Raw genomic sequence first — 20,782 nt, forward strand, 5'->3', positions numbered from 1 at the left:
AGATAAGCGATCGCATAAATAGGGCTTAATTTAGTCCCAAACCACCTGTAGTACCAAAAAGTTAGTAGAATGCTAATAGAGTACTTAAAATCTAATATGCTGGACAAAGACGAAATAATGATAAATAGTTATGCTCAAGAAAAGAATAATCTTGAAGATGTTCTTGTTTGGTTTGAAAGTTTGAACTCAGAAGAGAAGCTCAAAACACTATATACTTTAAAGTTTTGTTTGCATCAATGTCATCCTAAAAAAGAAACCGTTGAAAATGCTATAAAGTTAGTACCACTAAAACAAACCGTAACTCCAATTGTCTTATTAAAAACAAAAGGATTTGAAGAAGCATTAGACAAAATAGTAAAGCTTCCAGAAGATGAACGTAGAAAAGCCTTTATAACTTTAATTACAGTTTTCAAAGTTGCTGACACAATTCGCCGAAAAACACAATGTAAAAAGGGTTGTTTTCATGAATGGCATAATATGGAATAAATTGGAATACCCACTCTAACAAGTGTTCTCATGAAAAGCTGTGCAAATGGCTCTGACTTTGCGCAATTTTTTTAATGCTATTATAATCCTAAATATCTCAAAAGTCTCCCGACTTTTTACTAAACGTTTTTAAACGGTAATAACCCGGTTCCGCCCGAATCTTTTCATATGGGCATTTTAACGTGCTCTATAAAGTATTCTTATGAAAAGTAAACATCATTTTGTAATTATTTTTTTATATTTTTGAGTTAAATAACACACTGTAAATCAAATAAGTATTTCATTTATTCTCTTTAACATAAGACAATTATCCATCAACTATTGTAAAATATAAAAGAATGAAAAATATACCAACATTGTATGAATGGGCAGGCGATATGCAGACCTTTGAGACTTTATTTTCTAAATTTTACGAAAAAGTACTGAATGACGAAACATTGGGTGAGGTCTTCAAAAATATGTCACCTGATCACGTTGAACATGTAGCGCATTTTGTTGCTGAAGTTTTTGGTGGTGAAAAGTTATACACTTCCAATGACAATGGCAGCCATGCAAAAATGATAGGAAAACATATTGGCAAAATGCTGACAGAAGAAATGAGGCAGCGCTGGGTTCATTTACTGCTGCAGACTTCGGATGAAATTGGATTAAAAAGCGACCCCGAATTTCGTTCGGCTTTCGTTGGCTATATCGAATGGGGCACCCGTCTGGCTGTTATAAATTCTCAGCTAACAGAAAATCTAACAGACTCGAACGAACCTATGCCAAAATGGGACTGGGGGGCAACAGGCGGACCCTATGTAAATTAAAAAATATAATTTTACAGAACTGCATTTAGACAGCCAGAACATTACCGGTAATAGTCTAGTACAATCAATATAAAAAGATGAAAACACACAAAACAAGCCGAACAGCTCAATATATGGCTTTATTCAGGGCATTGGAAACAAAACGCAATTCAAATGATAAATTATTTTCTGACGAATATGCAATACATTTTCTTGAAGCCAAATTGAGATTTGCATCACGTATCTCTAAATATGCTATTATCAGAAAATATATTAGTAATACCATTCAGAAGAAAATACCGGGAGCGCTTTCATCAGGAATCGCCAGAACAAAATATATTGATGATTTATTAAAATCAACAATTACGAATGGAGTAAAACAAGTCATAATTTTAGGCGCAGGATTTGACACCAGAGCATTACGACTGGACTTTCTGGAATCAATTCCTGTCATAGAAATTGATCATCCAAATACTTCAAAATTTAAAATGGCAACTTATAAAAGCCGCATTGGCCAGCTTCCAAAAAATATTGAGTTTTATCAAATTGACTTTAATAAACAAAGCCTTGAAGAATTGGCTAAGCAGCATAATTTTGATTTTACAAAACCTACTACCGTCATTTGGGAAGGTGTTACCAATTATCTCACAGAAGATGCAATAAAAAACACATTTGAGTTTATTAAAAAATTCACAACGAACAGCTATGTCATTTTTACTTACGTTCACAATGATATTCTCGAAAATCCAGGTTCATTTTTAGGAGGTGAAAAACTTTTGACCGACCTCGACAAGCTTGAAGAAAAATGGACTTTTGGCTTTAAGCCGGAAGAACTATCAGATTATTTAAAATCATTTGACATGATGCTCATTGAAGATATGGGCGCTATTGAATATCGTTTAAAATATCTGCCAAATCGGGATGAAAAAGGATATGAGTTTTATAGAGTAGCAATAGCCGTAAAGCAATAACTACGCCTGCTCTACTAAGTGTTCTCATGAAAACTGCCCCGCTCCCGCACAATTCCTTACATGCAGGAGCGCATGGAAGATGTTTGAAGAAAAAGATGTACGTTAGTCATTTATGATTCTTATCTACTACTAAAAATAAAAATCCCGACTACAATATATGCAATCAGGATTTTTATATTAAGCCTCTCAAACTGTTTGAGTGACTCAATATTACAACAGATTTAATTTTTTATAAATTTTCCGGACTTGTTGCCAAGTTTGTAAATGTAAACTCCATTTTGAAATCCGGTAACGTCTATTTTAATTTCTTCTTCTGAATGGTTTTCTTCTAATATTTTTTTACCCTCTACAGAAAATATTTGTAGTGTTACAGCTTTTCCTGTACTGCTTATGTTCGAAATATTGATTACATTATTACTCGGATTAGGGAATACAAAAGCTTTTTTCGTTAAAATATCCTGTTGCTCAGCTGATAATGTTCCTGTTAACCCATACACATCATAATCGTATGCATTTGTGGCAGGATTTTGCTCTGAACCCGTAATAATCAATTTATAATTGTTCGAATTATCCTTAACTACTCCGGCATAGTACTTACCGGGGAAATTTTGCAAAAGAACTCCGCTATCATTACATAAGTATAATTTTCTATTATTAGAATCGCCAATCTTATATGATTTGTACAAAAACTCAATTTGGTTATCACTATTGAAAAGTTTGTCTGTTATGAAAATAATTTCTGAAAGAAAATGCCCTGCATCTAAAGGAATTGTAAAAGAAGTTTCAAGGACATGAGACTGGCTGTAAATTTCTACAACGTTTGTCGTTCTGTTGAATGTGTAATACTTTAATCCGTTAGCTGTATTAATTCCCAGAACATCTGACATATCTGATTTTTGTATACCAGAACTATACGAATGTTCTAAAGTTAACTGTGAATAAGAATAACTGTTAAAAAAAAAGTTGATTAATAATAAAAAAGTAATTTTCTTCATGAATTAAAATTGTATAATTGCCCTACTTTCAGATCTTTTAAAGTCGCTGTTTCAGTTTTCCGACTTAACGTTATTGAACTAATACACTAATAATCAATACATCATAAATTTTTCAATTTCCGATGACAAAAACTTTGTCAGGGTACATGCTGTCTTGGATTCACTTCAAAATTTATTCGCGCTAAAGTAGGAAAAGTATTTTATTTTATTTTTTAATCTGTGCAAGATTAAAAAAATATTTGATTGAATCTTTGATACACCTTTTACAGCGAGTACCTAGATCAATTAAAAGATAAATTCCAGTGTTTGCAAAACGGTTATTAAAACAAAAAAGTTTTTATATTTATGTAGACAATCTATCTAAAAAACCTCTTTTGCAAACGCTTTATTTAGTTTTTATAAACACAATGTATACTCGTTGCAAATGAGCAACAGATTGAAACATTTAGAGTACTAGGAACACTTTTAAGAGCGAATTGCATTTCTAATAAAATAAGAGGCCAGCAAAAAAGTTATATTTCAATTTTATACTTTAGCCATTTTACGCAACCTTCTGTAAAATAATCATCTATATAAATAAAACAGCTTTTTATGAAAAAAATTATAGTACTACTCCTGATTGGATTTATGATGAATGCCTGCAGTTCTGATGATGACAAGAACAATAACTCCAACTATAACGACTACATTGCCAAAAAGTCTATTGTCTCAGCTATTAATTTTATGCCGGAAGAAATATATCCTGGTGCAGACGCCTCAAAATCAACAGTTTTAAAATTAAAACTTATTACCGAAGAGGAATTTCCGTGCATTAATTATGGTATAAGCACGACTCAGTTTTCAAAAGGAAACGAACTAATCGTGCGATTCGACAAAATAGCAGAACCTGGTGGCTGTTTTACTGCAATTGGACCGGCAATCTCTTACATCGACTTACCGGAAAACACAGACAAAATAACGTTTATAAACGGAGATAAAATCGATCACTATTCAATAGACATTAATGACCAGAAAATAGCTATCGCAACCATTGAAAAGCACTTCACAACCTCATTATACAACAAAACTTTTAGAATTCCGACAAATTCATTTGCCTATGTGTGCGGAACGAATAAAAATAATACGCAAATTTATACTGATTTTTATACCTTGATAAAGCAAAATGCGGATTTTACAGAATTTGAGTTCGAGGGCGAAGGAAGAATACCTTATCCTAAAACAACTACCGGAAATTGGGTCAATCATCCTTCAAGATTTTTTAAATATGAGAATGTTCAGGAATTTAAGAATCTGGCGACTACTTTAAACAATTATTCTGCTAATATTGAAAAAAATTCTGGTGTCAGTATTTCTATTTACGGTTGGAACAATATCAAATTCTATAGTTGGATTGAAAATTAAAGATATCCAAACGGGAGAATGTACTCAGCGTTAACAGAGAATTGTATTTTATGGTGCCAGAGTTATATTGGAATGATTTGTCAAATCCAAATAATGAGGTTAATTTTACCAAACCTGCTGCAATACCAGAATGTTGGTGGATATGTATTAAACTAAAAACAACTATGGGATTCAATATAGGAATTGGAGCAATTGACAAGAATAATCAGATAGATATCTCTTGTGACATCTTTTTAGACCGATCTTATTATAATTTAATTTCAGAGTATCTTTTTGAAACAAAAATAGAATCATGCCTATATCAAATTTCCATTGATTCCAAAATCGATATTCAGCCTTTGACAAACATTGTTTATTTAAATGATGATGAAGAATGGATACCAACAAACCTTCAATCAACAAGCAAATTAATTAGTTTGATTACTGAATTAGAAAGTTATATTGACAAAGTTTCTCAGAACTCTAAGAATCTTGAAAAATGGAAAAAATACATAAGTGAAGATTTGAAGAAACATTTAGAAATAATAATATCAAGCTTAAAATGTTTTGAGGAAAAGAAATACGAAAAAGTTTTTTTTTGGTATGGGTAAGCTAACCTCCCACTCTCACAAATATCAAAATCAATCAATAATGAAAAAATTAGACAAAATACACGAAACGGAAAGAACTGGGATAAAATCGATCAATATTCAATAGACATTAATGTCTAAAAAAATTCTGGTGTCAGTATTTCTATTTACGGTTGGGACAACACCAAATTCTATAGTTGGATTGAAAATTAAAGATATCCAAACGCGGGAATCTATTATTACAATTAGTTATGATTAATAAGCTGAATTTTAGTTATCTTTAGAAGTAAATATTAAAATCATCCTACTGATAAAATCTACAAGACGTTAATATTTATTATTTTTTAAATTAGCGACACGACACTTAATAAATAGAAACCAATATGAGAATTACATTTTCTTTTATACTACTATTTTTGACGCTTTACACAAATGCACAGCAAGCCCCTACTCTATTTGAACCCAATACCATTTCAAATAATGGTGTATTTGGTTTAACGATTTCACCGGATTCCAAAATAGCACTATGGGTTTTGTCAAAAGGAAAAAGAGATACATTGACCATAATGGAATCTGTAAAAGAAAATGGACAATGGACTAAAGCCCGTATTGCTTCTTTTTCAGCAGCAGCTGGGCAATGGAAAGATATTGATCCTATGTTTTCTCCTGATGGCAAAACGGTACTTTTTCAATCAAACAGAAACACCAACAGAGCATCTGACAGGAAAGATTTTGATATTTGGGCAGTAAATCTTACCGATGCAGGCTGGTCAGAACCTTACAGACTGGAAGGCAATATTAATTCGGAAGCTTCTGAGTCATATGCCTCAATGACAAAAGATCGCACCATTTATTTCATGAAAGAGAACGACAACAAGACTGGACTGTCTGATATCTATTATTCGATATTAAAGGATGGGAAATACCAGGAGCCTCAAAATATTGGTTTCCCTATTAATACAAACGAAAGAGAATCAAACCCGTATATTTCGCCAAATGGAAAATACATCATCTATTTTTCTTCTGATAATTCGGGATTTGGAGAAGTAGACTTGTACATTTCTTTTAACAGAAAAAATAAATGGACGACTCCAAAAAATTTAGGTGTTCCGATTAACTCAAAATTTGCAGAGTTTTGCCCATTTGTTCACGAAAAAGAGAATAGACTTTATTTTTCAAGACAAGAAAAAGACGGCGATCGATTTAAAGAAAATCTGTATTTCATTGACTTTGACAGCAGCAAATACAAATAAAACTGTAATCTTTACGAAGTAATAAAATGAGTATTAACAGTTTTCGTCATGAAAAAATACTACTAATACTATTGAGCTTTTCAACTTTAAATCTTTTTCAACATTTCCAGCCAAATTCAAGTTGCCTGCAAATTCGATCACACAAAATTACTTTATCAGAATAGTTTGGGGAATGTCACTAATTTTTTTTGACTCCTGACATAGGGCTGTCACATGTCAGGTATACATTTGCGTCATAAATCATAAAACTGTTACGAAATAAGTATGACTGAAAAAGAAATAGAAACATATTGCCCTGAATGCCAAACTGACTGGCGAAAATGGCTGGAAAAAAATCACCAGTCAAAACAGTCTGTCTGGCTTATTTATTATACAAAAAAGTCGAATATTCCAACAATTAACTGGAGTGAAGCAGTTGATGAAGCACTTTGTTTTGGATGGATTGACAGCACAAGAAAAACGATTGACGATTCGTCGTTTATACAGTTTTTTAGCAAACGTAAACCTAATAGTACCTGGTCGAAGATTAACAAAGAAAAAATTAAACAGCTGATTGACAGCGGACGAATGACAAAAGCGGGTTACAAAAGTATCGAAACTGCAAAACAAAACGGATCGTGGACCATTTTGGACGAAGTTGAAGAACTGATAATACCGAATGACCTCGAAGATGCATTCCGGAAACACAATGGTTCAAAAGACTATTTTCTAAGTTTGAGTAAATCGGCAAGGAAAATAATATTAAGCTGGATTGTACTTGCCAAACGACAAGAAACCAGACAAAACCGCATTGACGAAATTGTAAAAAGTGCAGAACAGCATCTTAAACCAAAACACTTGCGATAGAAAAAACATATACTGATAACCCAATTTTTTAAGGATAATATAGAATTAAAGCCTGTTTCAAATGTAACAAGCTTATCTAGGACAAATTGACCTGATAGCCAATTAGGATTTTTCTAAAATTAAAGAGCCCAAAAATTTTTGGACTCTTTAATTTTATACTGTTATTTTATTACATGTGATTTATATTCCCCATTATATCCAAATTTTATGATGCCAACATCTTTTGCAATCCAATAATCGGTTGTAAAATCCCAGGTAGGCCAGATGTCATCTTTGTCATCAATAATTTGAGAAAATCTAAATTTTATTACATCATTAAAAACGATTCCGTTTACAGTCAATGAAACTCCTTTTTCTAAAATCTCTCCGGTATAGGTTACCTCTGTTTCCATAATACGAGGATTAGAAGAATTACTGGTTTTTGTATCTGTATAAGTATAAGTTCCTTCCCAGGTTTCATTAACGTCTAAATAATCTTTAAAAAAAGGGAATTCATATCCGGTGATTTTAATAGTAACACCTTCGTAGGTTTTATTGATTTCATCAGCTTTAATATAATAATCGCCTTTATTCTTCTTAATAAACAAAGGTGTATAATCATTAAAAATCCTAAATATAGGTAATTGATTAAATGCGTAATACTTAGTACCATTTATTTCTTTTACTCCTGTTATTGTAGCCGAAGCATCAGTACCATCCTTAGTGTAAACCCAATTATTCCCGACACTTGTTGGCCAGTAATCACCAGTAGAATCTGGGGTAGAATCTGAAGAATCATCACTACAGGCAACAAAAAAGATTGCTGTAAAAAGTAATACAAACGAAATTGTAATTTTTTTCATAAGTTATTTTCTATTTCAAAAGGCAAAAATACAGATTAGTATTACATTAAAAATCACTATTTATGAGTATTTTTAGTTTAGAAGTAAGATAAAATACAAGATTTAACCTTTATTGAAGCTATAACGAAAATCGTAAAAAAATGAATATTTGTAGGTTTGTGACTATTATTTTCTACATTTGGGGAAACATGAATAAGTCATTTTCAGGTCAGGCTAATATAGTATGATTAGAATTCTTTTGACAAACATATTCATCTTTACTAACTATAAAAACCAGACATTATGAACAAAATATTGATGACATTAGCTATTGGTCTTTCCACTTTTAGCTTATGTATGGGACAAATTCCTAAAGAAGCATTCGCATTAACAAATTCTCTTAGTGATTTATGGCGTAATGGTGAAACAGAAACAGCAGTCGAATCTTCTGTTAAACTATATCACTTATACCCACCAATGTTTATAAACAGAATTCATAATACACTTGCCCAACAATTACAGAATGCTCCAAGATTGTATGGACAACAATATCTGGAACAATTACTTTTGAAGGAAAACAATAAAATTAATACTATCATAACTCCAATTCACTTGTGGAGTAAATCGATGGAGGCAACCAACGAAAATGATCTGAAGGGAATTTTGGAAGATCTCAATAGTATCCTAAAAGACAGTGCAAATTATGATTCGAAAACAGAAAGATATAGTCTTTTGATCTTACAGGAGTTAGAAAGAAAGAACGCCATCGATATCAAAAGCAAAGAAAAAATCTTAAACAAAAATATAACCAGTTTAGAGTCTTATCCTTATATCCTCAAAATTAAGGCTGATAGATTGGATGGTGAAAAAAGAGCTTGGTACAGATATTTATTAGCCTATAGCTACAATTATTTATACAGTATTAATCCTAAGGAAGAATACTTAAAAAAAGCTTCAGATTACAGTCCCGACCTAAATGATTGGTTAAACAAACATGCCTTTTTTTATGAAGCTGCTCTTTTAACCGGGAATACAAGAGAATTCGGATTTCAGACTAAATATCAAAAATATCTGACTGAAAACAATCGAAATACTGAAGCATTAAATTTATTGTGCAATATCGCGTTTACAAATCCATCAGATTCTAACATAAAGTCATTGCGCGAATATTATGAAAAGCTAAAATATGAGTTGCCATTTTCTGATTACTGGACAACTTATATTCATAAAATGGGCAAGCCAGTTCCGAAGGTTAAAATAAAATATGAAAATGAAGAACTAAATTTAACCGAAAAACCAAAGAATTGGATTTATATTGATGTTTGGGGAACCTGGTGTAGCCCGTGTAGAGAAGAATTACCGGAATTACAATCTCTTTTTACAGCAAATAGTAGCAATAAAAATTCCAAATTAAGGATTTATACATTCTCATTTGGCTCTCAAAATTTATTGGCGTTCATGAACGATAATAAATATACATTTCCGGTAAGTGAGGTTGACAAACAGACCAATGATTTATTTGAAGTATCCGGATATCCAACAAAAATATTGATTTCACCAGAAGGTAACTTCATAAAGATCCCTTTTTCATTAGATTGGAAAACATATATTAAGAATTATACGCTAATGTAAATAAAATAACTGTTCCAGCACTGTGAAGTCTTGTAACTTAGCACAGATTGTTATAACTCATCGCTATCTAAGCTTTTTTCATTTTACTTATTGCTTACTTGAAAGAAAAAGAAATATATTTGAAAGAATCAGTAAGCAATATTTTAAACATGCAATTCAATCAAGAAATAGAAGAAATAATTAAAACCAGCAGAAAAATTGCACTAAATTTAGGTGAGAACTATATCTCATCTTATCATTTCCTTCTTGCCATGGTGAGTTCGAAAAATTTACCTCATACTATTTTTGATCAAAAAGAATTGGATTTTCAATATCTAACAGATCACCTTCAAAAAGGAAAATTAGAAACAATACCTGAAAATATGTATATGACAAAAGAGATGGAGCGTGCTTTAAAAATTTCTGCGTATTACGCATGGATATATCGTCAAAGCGAAATCAAAGCCGAACATATCCTTTTTGCAATGTTGGCAGATAAAAGAAGTTTTGCCGGAAGCCTCCTAATTCAAAATAGAATGACATATTCAGGTTTTGAAAACGAATATGAAAAAATTCAAAAAACCAAAAAAAGAAAATTATTTAAGGTAATTGGCAACAACAGCTTTCTAATAAATATTGGATTTGTAAAACTTATTAATCAGACAATAAACACTATCTAACTTAATTAGACATGCGAAGTACCTAAAACAAAACAATTAATATGTTTAATTTATTTAAAAAGCAGAATGAAATTCCTGAATTCAATATCATAAATAAATATTCGAAAAAGGATATGTATTTCTCACGAATAAGAAAATGGGATTGGTTAAACGCTGAACAAATCTATATATCAGAAAAATACAGTAATGAAAAAGTAAAAATGATAACTTTGGATTATTGGTCTCAAGAAATGTTTTTAGACTCCGATGGACAAAAAACTGTATCTGAATATCTACAAATTCTTATAAATCAATTTCAAAAAAGCAAAATGAAAATTCCATCAGATTTAGATCAATTTATGATAGAAATATTAGAGAGTTTAAATACTGATTTAGGAGCAATCGAATTTAGTAATAAACCTATTACGCTAAGGCCGGAATTTGAAAAACCACTAACAAATAAATAACATTGTTCAACAACTGTTATAATTGATTTTGAGCAATTTTCTGAATTTTTAAAATCATTTGAAAAACCTGAATACAAGGCTACATTTAGTTTCAAACGTCAACTGGATCCCGCGGAGGACGTTATAGCAAATATTAAACTATATCATATGAAAATTAGAAGCTTGTTTTATCTCACAATATTCGCTTTTTTGCAACTTTAAACTCCTGTACCAACCAAAAAAATAATCCTTAACTCTAAAAGCAGTACCTCCAAAAAAAGGAAGAGATTAGAAAAAATATTTATCAGTTAAACAATTATAATTATGCTTACAGATATTAGTCCAAAATTACCCATGCGTGATAAAACTGTAACAAAAGAGTTTTACATCAATAAGTTGGGTTTTAAGGAATTTGGAAATGCTGATTTTGATCATTATCTAATGCTGCAAAAAGATGCTATTCAAATTCATTTTTTTGAATTTAAAGAAGATCCAAAAGAAAATTATGGTCAGGTTTATATCAGAACAGACGATATTGATACGTTTTATCAATCACTTTTAGATAATAAAACAAACATACATCCAAACGGGCATTTACAAGTTAAACCCTGGGAGCAAAAAGAATTTGCACTACTTGATCCTGACAATAATCTGCTAACTTTTGGGCAGAGCATATTGTGACATAGTTAAAAGCATAAAATACTCAACCAATCCGTTTAAAATACCAATTCAATCATAATCAACAACTTAAATCATAATTCCACCAAACTGAATATGAAACAATTGATTTATTTCCTTATAATTTTTAGTTCAAAAAATGTATTTAGTCAAATTAACTATTCGGGATTTATAGGTAAATATCCTATTGAATTATCTGCAGAAATCAACACTTCCGGAAACTCATACGGAGTTTATGTTTACTCCACTTTTGATAGTCCAATAATTTTGGAAGGAAATCTGGAACAAGAAGAACTAATTTTATTTGAAAAAGACTCCAAAGGAAAGAAAAGCGCAACCATGACTTTTGAGAAATTTAATCCTGAAAGTGAATCAATAGAAGGAATTTGGAAAGATCTTAAAAATGAAAAACAGTTAAAAATTACTTTATCCAAAAAATCGAAAATTGACGAAGGGATTATTCAATATGCTTCTGCCGATGATCATTATTTCAGGATAGTGACAGATTATCAAGCTGTGAGTGAAATTAAAATTTTTCAAAAAAAGACAGATAAACTAATTCAAAAATTTGATGTTGATTGTCAATTTAGAGGTCTATACTGTGTTTCAACCGGAGATTTTAATTTTGACGGATTTACCGATTTTTCTATATTTGAATCCAGTTACGCCGGTCCAAATACTTCAAGCTTATACTTTCTTTATAATCCAAATACAAAAAAATACTTTGAAAGCACTTTTTCCGGAACATCGTTAGAATTTGATCAGAAAAGAAAAAGAATTATTGAAACAAACCAATGCTGCGCAGGATCAAGTGTCACAACAGCAGAATACAAAGTCATTAAAAACAAAATGGTTTTAGAAAAAGAACGCTGTTTTAAATGGAGTGAAAAAAAACAAGCGTTAGTAGAACAAAATGTAAGTAAGTGCCGGTAATCCAATAGATACAAACCAAACAAATATAATTATGAGTGAATTTGACGGAATGGTAAAACACATTTATATGTTTCAAGATGATCTCATTAAAACAATGGATTTTGAACTGGCTGAAAGTAATGAATAATCATATTTAACAATCCCATTCTGAGCAGCTCATTAGTAGTTTTGTAAATAAAAATAAACAACCAGAATAAATAAGTTACCTTTATCAAAAAGTAAAAAATGAATAAAGGCGGTCCTATAATTATAATTGAAGACGATTTAGATGATCAGGATATTTTAACAGATGTTTTCAAGGAACTTGATTATAAAAATGAAATCATTTTTTTTGATGATGGAGAAAAGGCACTGGCCTATTTGACAGTAACAGAAGTGGAACCTTTTATTATTTTTTCTGACATCAATATGCCAAAGTTAAGTGGTATGGAACTTCGGGAAAAAATTCATCAAAATGAGGATTTAAGACTCAAGTCGATTCCTTACTTGTTTTTTTCGACAAGTGCTGAACAGAATCACGTTGTAGATGCCTATTCAAAATCCATACAGGGCTTTTTTGTAAAACCTTCCAATTATAACGAAATTAGAGAAACTATTAAAATAATTGTAAATTATTGGTCAGCGTGTGTTTCTCCTAACTACGTCAAATAATACCAACAAAAAACACAATAATAAATCTTAATTGTTGTGTTTTTTCATTTTAGAAAAATCTTGATTGAACTTTTATTTCAATTTTCCCATTAGTTATCTGATGGGAGGGTATTTTTTCGATATAAATTAATAACTATAACCCGCTGGGTGAAATAAAAATAACTATCAGACTTAGCGGAGTTGAAGCCCTTTCGTGTTCAAAAGCCTTCGACTTAGTTCATCCTTAGCGAAGTCGAATGGACTCAGGATGACATCAATTCCTTAAGTTATAAATGAGGTTTTACTCCCGATTTTATACTTTTTATAATCAAATCAATTTTTTAAATCAATTTCACCCAACGGGGTAACTCTATTTTTTCCTTGTTTTTAGAGCCGCAAAAAGGATTTCAGCCTTTTGGATATTGTAACTAATACTTTTTACAGTTTTAAACCTCTTTTTTGATCTAAACCGATTACAAAATCACTAAATATGATTACTAAAAACAACTAATTTTAACTTTATATTTGTAAAATAAATCTTTAAAGCATTATAAATTTAAAACATGACAGATATGACAAAAAAAGCATTCTTAATGACAATAATTGCGTTCTCAGTTTCCATTATGGCGTCTGCAAAGGTTAGAATTCCATTTGGCAAAATTGATAAAATTGAAATCGTAGCGAATTTACCTGATAATGAAAAATATACTGTTAGTGAAGGCTCTAAAGAATATCTGGATTTAGCCACATTACATCAGGAATATAATATCGCATGGGTAATTCCGGCATGGATTACACAGGAACCAAAATTAGTACTGGCAAAAAAAGATTCCGATGTATATTATGAGCTTACAGATCAACAGCTAGCTGAAATTATGAAAGATAACAAGCTAGATAAAGAAAGTCTTCTGCAATTAGGACTTTATACAAGATATGGCGGCAAAGTAATTTTAACTTTACTTATCGGTCTTATTATTTACGGTATTTATCCTAGTAAAGATGAAGAAGAAACTGAAGAAGTGCAGCCAACTAATGTTTAAGAATACCCAATAATACAATTTCATTACAAAACCCTGCTTGCGAAAAAGCAGGGTTTTGTCTTTTTAAAACTTAATTGAAATCTTTCCTGCCGTTTTGCCTGATACCTGCTTTTGATGGTCTTTTTAAATTATCGGGGGTAAGTCCAATAAAAGTTTCTTTTAGTGTTGACTTTAATATTCCGTTATCCAGTAAATCGGCTATTGTATTCAGTATTACCTGCCTGTGATTGACGCAATATGGTCTTGTGAACTAATCATAGGAATTGGTATCAGGTAGAAATTAATGGTTTATTGGTACATATTTATCATCTTTTATTTTAAAAATAGATGTTTTAAAAAATAAATAATACTTTTAAGTTTTAAAATTCAACATGAAAAAGAAAAAATACCTTCTGCCCCTCATTACCTTTTTGCTTAGTTTTTGTTGTGCACTGTATGTAACACTGCAGGTTTTTCCTAACAATCCATTTTTAGCATCCAAAACAAAAGGAACGACAAGTTTGCCTGACAAAATTCAGGATGGCGATATTATCTTTCAAACATCAGAATCTCCTCAGTGTGAGGCGGTACGAATTGCAACCAATTCCAAGTTTTCACATTGCGGAATTATTTATGAAATTAATGGAAACTTGTTTGTTTTTGAAGCTGTTCAGCCCGTAAAACTAACCCGTCTGGAAGATTGGATTACGCATGGAAGGGATAAAAATTATGTCGTAAAAAGATTAAAAAATGCCGCCAAAGTATTGACTCCGGATACGCTGCAAAAAATGAAAGACTACAGCCAGCAATTTATGGGTAAAGAATACGACGCTTTTTTTGAATGGACCAATACCCGAATTTATTGCTCGGAGTTAGTCTGGAAAGTCTATAAAAACGGAGCCAATATCGAATTATCAAAACTACAGCACCTGAAAGATTTCAATTTAACAGATGAGAGGGTTAAAAAAATTCTGAAAGAAAGATATGGCAACGACATCCCACTGGAAGAAAAAGTAGTTTCGCCATCTAATTTGGCAGATTCTGATTTATTGGTAACAGTGGTTGATACTTATTGAATCATATAAATGGAAAAAGATTTTAATCCTGGAATGAAAGTTCATCTTAACGGAGAATTTGGTCTAGTTGTTAAATCTGAGACTGATAACCCAAATTTTCACGGTGTTATTCGTTGGGATACGGAAAAAGAAATCGACTTAGAAGATTGGACAGGTATGTTTGGTTTATTCTTAAGTTTAGGAGGAGAAATAATTGACGGAAAACATCCATTTAACTACATAAATGATGATGGAACATTGAAATAAAAAGAGTCACTACAAATCCTTCAATACTGGATAAACCTTTTTAAACTTAGTAAAAGCATCTTGGTATACCTTTTTATGCACAGCATTCGGTAGAAAAGTCTTTCCGGTTTTGTTTTCGGTGGTTATGTAAATTCCTAAGGATTTCATCCCTATTAAAACAGCTCCCCAGGCAGAACCTTCAATGGTTTGCGAGGTTTCTACTGTCATTTGAAAAATATCTGCAACCATTTGAAGCCACAATTCACTTTTTCCAAATCCACCGCTAGCCATGACTTTGGTTTGTTTTCTTTTTTCGGGATCAGGAAGCAAAATTTCTGTGATTTGGAACAACCCAAACAAAATACCTTCTAAAGTTGCCCTTACCAAATGTGCCTGCGTATGAGTTATCTGTATTCCTAAAAGAGAACCTTGTGCAGAAGCGTCCCAGATTGGTGCTCTTTCACCTAACAGATAGGGTACAAAAAGCAAACCTTCAGAACCGGCAGAGATTTTTTCTGCTTCTTCAAAAAGCACTTCAAAAGACTGGTCTGTTTTTAATAAAGTTTCCCTGAGCCATTGCAAAATAATAGCACCATTGTTGACAGCTCCCAGAGTTAGATATTGGTTATCTATTAAATGGTAACATTGCGTACGCATCTGTTCATCTACATACGGTTTCTCAATAGGCAATCGCACTGCACCGCTTGTACCAATGGTCAGCGCCATACAATTTTTGTTCATCGCTCCGGTTCCCAAATTGGCCAAAGCACCATCTCCTCCTCCAATCACATACAGAAAATCATCTGAAATGCCTTTGCATTGATGCGTGACTTCACAGACTTTCGATAATTGTTGAGGTTTTATATTTAAATATTCCAAAACTTCATCATCCCATTCTAAAGTATGGATGTTTAATAATCCTGTACCCGAAGCCATTGAAGTATCTGTACAATATTCATTGGTTAAATGATGCCAGACATATTCTTTAATACTTATGAATTTAAAGGCTTTGGAAAACACTTCCGAATCAAATTCCTTAAACCACGCTATTTTGGTCATGAGTGAAAAAGGATGAATCGGGATTCCGGTTTTCTCGTAAAAGTGCTTTCCTTTTTCGGAATTTTTAAGTTCTTTAGCAATTCCGCTGGCTCTGTTATCAGCCCATAAAACAGCATCTGTCAATGGGTTTCCGTTTTCATCAATGGCGATAATACTCTGCATGGCCGAACTAAAACTGATAAACTCTGGCTGAATGCCTTTTGTAATTTCTTTGATACAATTTAAAACCGTTTCTAAAATTTCCTGTGGATGCTGCACACTCCAATTCGGTTTGGGATGGTACATAGTATACGGATGTGAAACCTGCCTGATTACGTTTCCGTGTACATCAAAACAGATTGCTTTTGTAGCTGTAGTTCCTATGTCTATTCCTATATAAAGTTTTTCCATTTTTTTATTTAATACATAAATTCAGCAATAATACACCTAGTAGTCCCATTACCCCAATAATGGTTTCCATTACGGTCCAGGTTTTAAAAGTATCTGAAACACTGATGCCGAAATATTCCTTGAACATCCAGAATCCGGTATCGTTGACATGCGAACACATCAAACTTCCGGCACCAATGGAAAGCACCATTAATTCCGGATTTACACCCGAAGCAACTACCAAAGGCTGTACAATTCCTGCTGCTGTTAATCCGGCAACCGTGGCAGATCCTAAAGCAATCCTGATTATTGTCGCAATCAGCCAGCCCAATACCAGCGGAGAAAGCGATGATTTTTCGAAAAACTGACTCAAATCTGTTCCCATTCCGCTATCGATGAGTACTTGTTTAAAAGCCCCTCCTGCCCCAATAATCAAAATAATCATCGTGGCAGAGCTCATGGCACTACCCGACTTATCCATGATATCCTGCATTTTTCTTCCGCGAAAAATACCCAATGAAAATACAGCAAAAAGTACCGCAATCAGCATAGAAGTGGTTGGGTTTCCTATAAAAAGCAAAACAGAACGCAATGTACTTTCTTCCGGTAAAGCCAATTCGCTGAGGGTTGCCATTCCCATTAAAAAAACCGGAACCAATGCCGTTAAAATACTAATTCCGAAAGAAGGCATTTCTGCTTCTGTAAATGTCTTGCTTTCGAATAATCCTTTTGGCGGAAAAGCATTGATTTTTTTGATGAATTCAGGAAACACAATTCCGGCAGCAAAAAGCGCAGGAAGGGCAACCAAAAGTCCATATAAAAGTGTTTTGCCGATATTGGCTTTAAAAATAACCGCAATTGCTGTGGGTCCCGGATGCGGCGGTAAAAAACCGTGTGTGATTGAAAGCGCCGAAGCCATCGCAATACCGAGATAAATAATGGGTTGTTTTGTACTTTTGGCTACAGCAAAAACCATCGGAATCAAAATGATGAAACCTGCATTATAAAACATAGAAATCCCAACTGAGAAACCGGTAATAACCATCGCCCATTTGATATGCCTGACCCCGAAAGAACGAATCATAACCGAACTAATCCGTTGTGCAGCACCACTGTCAGAAAGCAGATTTCCTAATACAACGCCAAAAGCAATTATCAAAATCAAAGAACCTAACGTGCTTCCGACTCCCTGCTGAATCGAATTGATTAAATCCGTAAAAGGCATTTCTTTTGCAATTCCCACAAAAAAGGCCGCAATAACCAAGGCAATAAAAGCATTGAGTTTCACCCCGGAAATCAGGATTAGCAATAAAAGAATACTGGCAATCAGAATCAGTAATGACATAGGTTTCGAAATGATAAATGAATACTATTCTTTGGGTATAATTGTTTTAAACACATAGAATCATAGATTTTGTAAGCTCATTAAGGCGTTTCACTTATTTAAAAACTCATAGCTATGTGTTGAGAAATAAGTGTCTCTTTTATATTTTCAAAAAAAGAAAAACCTATGTTTCTATGTGTTTAAATTAAACGTTTAAACTATTATTCGCTTTTTTCTACGGCGTGTCCTCCAAACTCGTTTCGAAGTGCTGCTACGACTTTTCCTGAAAAGGTATCCGACATTTGAGAACGGTAACGCATCATAATCGAAAGGGCAATTACCGGAGTTGGAACGCCTAAATCCAAAGCAGTTTCGAGTGTCCATTTTCCTTCGCCTGAAGAGTGCATGATTCCTTTTATTCCGTCGAGTCTGGCATCTTTTGAAAAGGCATTTTCTGTCAGTTCCATCAGCCAGCTGCGTACTACGGAACCGTGATTGAAGAGTTTTGCCGTTTTTTGAAAATCGATATCAAATTCGGAATGCTCAAAAACCTCAAATCCTTCTGCGATAGACTGCATCATGCCGTATTCGATACCGTTATGGACCATTTTGGTAAAATGCCCGCTTCCGGCAGCTCCGGTATACAGAAAACCGTTTTCAACCGAAATATCCTTAAAAATGTTGGCTACATAATCGAAAACGGCAGCATCTCCGCCAATCATGGTACAAGCGCCGTTTAAAGCTCCCGAAGTTCCACCAGAAGTTCCGCAGTCCAGAAAATCAATTCCGTGTTCTTTTAGTTGCGCATATCGGCGTTTCGAATCGTTGTAATTCGAATTTCCACCATCAATGATAATATCGTTTTTGGACAAATACGGAAGTAATGAAGTAATAACCCCATCTACAATTTCGCCAGCCGGAACCATGAGCCAAATGACTCTTCTGTCGGTTAGTTTTTGGCAAAGTTCTTCAACAGTATAAGCGGTTTCAATTCCTTCCTGACCTATTTTTGAAACAAAATCGGTGTTGACATCCTGTGCCACAACCTGATAGTTGTTCCGTTTTAAATTCAAGGCGAGATTGAATCCCATTTTCCCTAATCCTATTATTCCTACTTGCATGTGTGTGTTTTTTGTATTTGTTTCGTAAAAATATTACTTTCAATTAATTATGGGTTATGATTTGGGTTTTTAATTTTTGGGTTTTGGAGGGAATGTGTTAAATTATGTGTTTTGAGGTTGGTTTATTTTAAATAAGATTTACTTGTTTTTTTAATCAACATGCTAATTCACACTAACTACAATAAATGCAGAAAAATCATTCAACAAATGTCATTTTGTTATTGATAACAAAAAAGGATTATTTTAGCGGAGGTATTAAAAAATATTTTTATTTAACAAAGCTAGCTTTATTAAAATTATTTGGAGTCATTTTGTGGTTAGGTATAAGTAAGTTGGCGGTAAGCGTAAAAAAACAGAAAATTCAAAAAAGAAATTAAAAATGGAAATACGTTTATTGGTTTTAAGAACAAGCGATACTAAAAAACTTTCTGACTTTTATAGTGTATTTGGGTTGACATTTGATTATCATAAACACGGAAATTCGCCATTTCATTATTCTGCAACCATTGGAAAAACAGTTTTAGAAATTTATCCTTTGACAAAAAGTCAAATTGAAGCTGACAAAAATATTAGATTAGGGTTTGGAATTGAAAATTTTGATACCACAATTCAAAAATTAATAGAATTAGAAGTCGAATTCTTGTTACCTCCAACACAAACAGAATATGGATTTATGGTTATAATTGTTGATATTGATGGAAGAAAAATTGAATTATATAAAAACGACTAATAGAAACGTAAAAAATGCCAGCCAACAACAATTACAACGAATTTAGGCAATAGGCTTAAATGGAAAATTATTTTTTTTGATGATTAGCTTGTCGCTCGGGTAAAAAATCCGAATGGGCTTAATTTAATCCCAAACCGACTTTAGTAAAAAAATATAACGAAAACAAAAAAGACTTTAGGAAGTCGTAAATTAGTTTTAATGAAAAAAAGAATACTTACAATTACAATACCGCTTATAACATTGACAATGTTAGTTCTTAATAGTTGTCAATTTACTAATTCAGAGACATCGGAAATTGGAGACATGAGCCCAACCTGTTTGGATAGCTTAGCCTGGGAAAAAATTTGTCAAGATTATTCCATTGATAGCATAAAAGAGCCTAAATTACTTTCCAAATTGAAAGATGTAAAAAATCATTTCATTAAACCTGATTACATACTTTATTTTAAAGAGGGACCTGAAGAAATAATAGGATGCAACTGGTATTCCATTCGGGTAGTTTACAATGAAAAAATTGCTGACCAAACTTTAACGGGATTAGACCCACTCCTGAGTAATAATGAACAAAAAAGAATTAGAAATAGAGTCTTGAAGGAGTTAATGAGATACCAATGCGAAGAAGGTAAAAAGGAAACTTTGGAGGAAATGAACAAAGATGTACCATTTGCCGAATCGCACAAAGATTATCCTTTAAAAATGAGCCCTGAAATGATTCAACCTGAGGCAATAGAAAATTAAATACTTGCGGTAACAGCTACAACGTTACCAATAA

The 20,782-nt window shown here is 32.6% G+C and carries 23 protein-coding genes; 18 read left to right on the forward strand and 5 right to left on the reverse strand.

Annotated elements, in window-relative coordinates; genetic code table 11:
• Window positions 1–69: 69 nt before the first annotated feature.
• From JE46_RS07875 to JE46_RS07885, 3 genes are all read left to right on the forward strand, one after another.
• On the forward strand, window positions 70–486 hold the full coding sequence (locus JE46_RS07875; protein WP_051872846.1) for a DUF5958 family protein: 417 nt from the start codon (window positions 70–72) through the stop codon (window positions 484–486).
• A 338-nt stretch (window positions 487–824) separates the two neighbouring features.
• The gene (locus JE46_RS07880) at window positions 825–1,295 is read left to right on the forward strand and encodes a group II truncated hemoglobin (protein WP_031454720.1); all 471 of its coding nucleotides are present in this window, start codon (window positions 825–827) and stop codon (window positions 1,293–1,295) included.
• A gap of 77 nt (window positions 1,296–1,372) precedes the next feature.
• Window positions 1,373–2,245, forward strand: a complete 873-nt coding sequence (locus JE46_RS07885; RefSeq protein WP_031454721.1) for a class I SAM-dependent methyltransferase — start codon at window positions 1,373–1,375, stop codon at window positions 2,243–2,245.
• Between the two features lie 221 nt (window positions 2,246–2,466).
• On the opposite strand, the gene JE46_RS07890 is transcribed toward JE46_RS07885, so the two are convergent.
• Window positions 2,467–3,240: a T9SS type A sorting domain-containing protein gene (locus JE46_RS07890; protein WP_031454722.1), complete on the reverse strand. Its 774-nt coding sequence runs from the start codon at window positions 3,238–3,240 to the stop codon at window positions 2,467–2,469.
• A 591-nt stretch (window positions 3,241–3,831) separates the two neighbouring features.
• On the opposite strand from JE46_RS07890, the gene JE46_RS07895 reads away from it, so the two are divergent.
• From JE46_RS07895 to JE46_RS07910, 4 genes are all read left to right on the forward strand, one after another.
• On the forward strand, window positions 3,832–4,641 hold the full coding sequence (locus JE46_RS07895; protein WP_031454723.1) for a hypothetical protein: 810 nt from the start codon (window positions 3,832–3,834) through the stop codon (window positions 4,639–4,641).
• Between the two features lie 50 nt (window positions 4,642–4,691).
• Window positions 4,692–5,231: a hypothetical protein gene (locus tag JE46_RS07900; RefSeq protein WP_031454724.1), complete on the forward strand. Its 540-nt coding sequence runs from the start codon at window positions 4,692–4,694 to the stop codon at window positions 5,229–5,231.
• A gap of 362 nt (window positions 5,232–5,593) precedes the next feature.
• A complete protein-coding gene (locus JE46_RS07905) occupies window positions 5,594–6,463 on the forward strand; it encodes a TolB family protein (RefSeq protein ID WP_051872848.1) in 870 nt (289 codons plus the stop codon).
• Between the two features lie 264 nt (window positions 6,464–6,727).
• Window positions 6,728–7,309: a YdeI/OmpD-associated family protein gene (locus tag JE46_RS07910; RefSeq protein ID WP_031454726.1), complete on the forward strand. Its 582-nt coding sequence runs from the start codon at window positions 6,728–6,730 to the stop codon at window positions 7,307–7,309.
• Between the two features lie 161 nt (window positions 7,310–7,470).
• Here the strand turns inward: JE46_RS07910 and JE46_RS07915 are convergent, their stop codons facing one another.
• Entirely contained in the window at window positions 7,471–8,151 is a 681-nt protein-coding gene (locus JE46_RS07915; protein WP_031454727.1) for a hypothetical protein, read from the reverse strand.
• A gap of 282 nt (window positions 8,152–8,433) precedes the next feature.
• Here JE46_RS07915 and JE46_RS07920 point away from each other — a divergent pair, with 282 nt between their 5' ends.
• The 9 genes from JE46_RS07920 (at window position 8,434) to JE46_RS07960 (ending at window position 15,428) form a co-directional block, all read left to right on the forward strand.
• Window positions 8,434–9,762 (forward strand): TlpA family protein disulfide reductase, encoded by a 1,329-nt coding sequence (locus JE46_RS07920; RefSeq protein WP_083480860.1) that lies wholly within the window; start codon window positions 8,434–8,436, stop codon window positions 9,760–9,762.
• Window positions 9,763–9,860: 98 nt separating this feature from the next.
• On the forward strand, window positions 9,861–10,421 hold the full coding sequence (locus JE46_RS07925; protein ID WP_031454729.1) for a Clp protease N-terminal domain-containing protein: 561 nt from the start codon (window positions 9,861–9,863) through the stop codon (window positions 10,419–10,421).
• 41 nt (window positions 10,422–10,462) lie between these two features.
• Entirely contained in the window at window positions 10,463–10,867 is a 405-nt protein-coding gene (locus JE46_RS07930) for a hypothetical protein (RefSeq protein WP_031454730.1), read from the forward strand.
• Between the two features lie 303 nt (window positions 10,868–11,170).
• Window positions 11,171–11,527, forward strand: coding sequence for a bleomycin resistance protein (locus JE46_RS07935; protein WP_031454731.1), 357 nt, complete (start codon window positions 11,171–11,173; stop codon window positions 11,525–11,527).
• Between the two features lie 93 nt (window positions 11,528–11,620).
• Entirely contained in the window at window positions 11,621–12,457 is an 837-nt protein-coding gene (locus JE46_RS07940; RefSeq protein ID WP_031454732.1) for an XAC2610-related protein, read from the forward strand.
• A gap of 225 nt (window positions 12,458–12,682) precedes the next feature.
• Window positions 12,683–13,108, forward strand: coding sequence for a response regulator (locus JE46_RS07945; protein WP_031454733.1), 426 nt, complete (start codon window positions 12,683–12,685; stop codon window positions 13,106–13,108).
• Between the two features lie 572 nt (window positions 13,109–13,680).
• The gene (locus JE46_RS07950; protein ID WP_157505892.1) at window positions 13,681–14,127 is read left to right on the forward strand and encodes a hypothetical protein; all 447 of its coding nucleotides are present in this window, start codon (window positions 13,681–13,683) and stop codon (window positions 14,125–14,127) included.
• Window positions 14,128–14,498: 371 nt separating this feature from the next.
• Window positions 14,499–15,182, forward strand: a complete 684-nt coding sequence (locus JE46_RS07955; protein ID WP_031454735.1) for a YiiX family permuted papain-like enzyme — start codon at window positions 14,499–14,501, stop codon at window positions 15,180–15,182.
• A gap of 9 nt (window positions 15,183–15,191) precedes the next feature.
• Window positions 15,192–15,428 (forward strand): hypothetical protein, encoded by a 237-nt coding sequence (locus tag JE46_RS07960; protein ID WP_031454736.1) that lies wholly within the window; start codon window positions 15,192–15,194, stop codon window positions 15,426–15,428.
• 9 nt (window positions 15,429–15,437) lie between these two features.
• Here the strand turns inward: JE46_RS07960 and JE46_RS07965 are convergent, their stop codons facing one another.
• From JE46_RS07965 to gnd, 3 genes are all read right to left on the reverse strand, one after another.
• A complete protein-coding gene (locus tag JE46_RS07965; protein WP_031454737.1) occupies window positions 15,438–16,856 on the reverse strand; it encodes a gluconokinase in 1,419 nt (472 codons plus the stop codon).
• A 4-nt stretch (window positions 16,857–16,860) separates the two neighbouring features.
• Window positions 16,861–18,180 (reverse strand): gluconate:H+ symporter, encoded by a 1,320-nt coding sequence (locus JE46_RS07970; protein WP_031454738.1) that lies wholly within the window; start codon window positions 18,178–18,180, stop codon window positions 16,861–16,863.
• 200 nt (window positions 18,181–18,380) lie between these two features.
• Window positions 18,381–19,280: a phosphogluconate dehydrogenase (NAD(+)-dependent, decarboxylating) gene (gene gnd, locus JE46_RS07975; RefSeq protein ID WP_031454739.1), complete on the reverse strand. Its 900-nt coding sequence runs from the start codon at window positions 19,278–19,280 to the stop codon at window positions 18,381–18,383.
• A gap of 379 nt (window positions 19,281–19,659) precedes the next feature.
• Here gnd and JE46_RS07985 point away from each other — a divergent pair, with 379 nt between their 5' ends.
• Entirely contained in the window at window positions 19,660–20,010 is a 351-nt protein-coding gene (locus JE46_RS07985; protein WP_031454741.1) for a VOC family protein, read from the forward strand.
• A gap of 198 nt (window positions 20,011–20,208) precedes the next feature.
• A complete protein-coding gene (locus tag JE46_RS07990; protein WP_031454742.1) occupies window positions 20,209–20,748 on the forward strand; it encodes a hypothetical protein in 540 nt (179 codons plus the stop codon).
• Window positions 20,749–20,782: the final 34 nt, after the last annotated feature.

Origin of the sequence: Flavobacterium chungangense LMG 26729 (genome assembly GCF_000735715.2) — a bacterium.
In the GTDB taxonomy this organism is placed as follows: Bacteria; Bacteroidota; Bacteroidia; order Flavobacteriales; family Flavobacteriaceae; genus Flavobacterium; species Flavobacterium chungangense.